The following is a 1,920-nucleotide window of genomic DNA, read 5'->3' on the forward strand; positions in this document are numbered from 1 at the left end:
AATCACAGATCAAGCATCGGGGGAATCCTGAATCTCGAAAACCGCAACACGCTCTAGGCACGTGTTGCCGCTCCTCTTTTACCTTGCGCTCCAATTGTTGGGCGCAAGATACCAACTCTCGATGCTCGGACTCGTCACCTCGTAACGAAGTAGCTGCCAAGAGCAGGTTTCCTGCATTGTGCATACCAGCGGTCTGAAAACGCTGCGAAATTGCAGGAAACCTGCACACGACCGATTTGCATGCACGCGAAAACGCTCGTCACGTCAGTGACTTGCGGCATTCGTGGCAGGCGCTTTTATCTTGCCCTTCTTCCTGTTGTCTTCCGCAGCCCTTCGAAACCAGCTCTTGGCGCTCGTTCAAAGTCCCAAACACGCAGACTCGGGCGACGCTCCCAGATGCATGAGTCGGGGGCCGGACGCGACCGCCAAGATGCCCACTTCGGTGCTTCGATTTGAGCCGCGCGTTCGGGAGGCTCCCCGTCCGATTTGCACGCTGTGACAGGCCGCTTTGCGCGGCGCGGTTGCTTGCTCTGCACAAGACGCCCGCGCCGCCTCATGCTGCTCGACATGGCACCGTCACGCCCATCAGCAACACGCACCGAACCGGCTCGACCGGTCGATGCCGCGCGGATCGAAGCGGCCCTGATGAAGGTCGCCTTGCTGGTCGCGGAAGACCCAGCCTTCGCGCCGGTCTTCGAGCGGTTGGAAGCGGAGTTGGCCGCGGCCGTGAAGGAGGAGAGCCGGATGTCAGAAGCGCAGCGCCGGGCGCGGAAGCTCCTGGCTCAGAAGGCGATGCGGGCGACGAGTTCGGCGACATGTTCCAGTGATGCGCCCTTGCCATACCGTTCCCGGTCGAGTCGATGACCGAAAAGGTCGCGCCTTATCCGATCGTCGATCCCGGCGGCGAGCATGCGATCCTCGAAAGAATGGCGCAGGGAGTAGAACGAATGGCGCGGGGTCTCGAGAAGTCCATTCGTGCGCAGGAATTTGTTCACCACTGCGCTCAGGGTGGCGCGGTTGCGGTAGCGGGGAAAGCCCTCTGGATATTGCTTGAACGCCTTCAGCGAGACGCCGGTCAGCGGGATCACCCGTCGGGCGTAGTGGCTCTTCAACTGCCGTCCCTCAGCCTCAATGGAGATATGCGGCACGTCGCAGTCGAGCCGGATCGTGTCCACCGTCAACGCCGCGCCCTCGGACGGTCGATAGCCGGTATTGATCATTCCCACGAGCAAGGCGCGGGCCTGGCCGTTCAACCCGTCCAGCGCGCCCGGCGCGAGCAGCCGCGTCCTGATCCACTCCTCGCTGAATGGCGGGCGGGTCCGCGCTTCGCCTTCCTTGAACGATAACTCGCCCAGCGGCAGCACCAGTCTAAGCCGCTTCATCGTGTTCACGGTCTTCAACACGTCGCCGAGATGAATCAGATCCTTGTTGGCCGAGTTCGCCGTCACCTCTCCCGCCTCGATCCGGTCAAGCCAGTGCTGGCGGAAGTCCAACATGTCGTCGCGAGTGATGTTGGCGATTTCCTTGTCGCCCACGACCGCGACGAAGTTCTTCACCGCCTTCTTGCGTGGCGCTTCCCAGCGGCGAAGTTGGTCCTCGCTCTTGCTGAAGGTCTTCTCCCTCGCGAGCGTCCAATAGAGTTCCAGTGCAGTGGTGACCGTGATGCGCGGCTCTGGGGCGGTGCCGAGAAGGGCAGCAGCTTCCACCGCGTCGGGCTGGTTCGCATGGGCACGGATCGCCTCGACGCGCTCGACGACATCCTCGACCGGCAGCTTGGCGACGGCCCCAGTGTCCAGATACCGAAAGCCCCGTGCCCGAGAGGTGGCTGCGGAAATCTGAACAGCCGGGATAAGTGGATTTTCCGCGCAACAGCGGCATGATGCTGCGAGCAAGGAGAAGACTATGGCAAGACGACCGCGC

At 62.2% G+C, this 1,920-nt stretch carries 1 protein-coding gene; it reads right to left on the minus strand.

Features of this window, described 5'->3' with window-relative positions:
* Positions 1-782: 782 nt before the first annotated feature.
* Positions 783-1,920 (minus strand): tyrosine-type recombinase/integrase (locus tag WBB85_RS04205; RefSeq protein WP_432637376.1); only part of this gene is annotated, 1,138 nt, incomplete at its 5' end.

The organism is Albidovulum sp., assembly GCF_049646345.1.
In the GTDB taxonomy this organism is placed as follows: Bacteria; Pseudomonadota; Alphaproteobacteria; order Rhodobacterales; family Rhodobacteraceae; genus Albidovulum.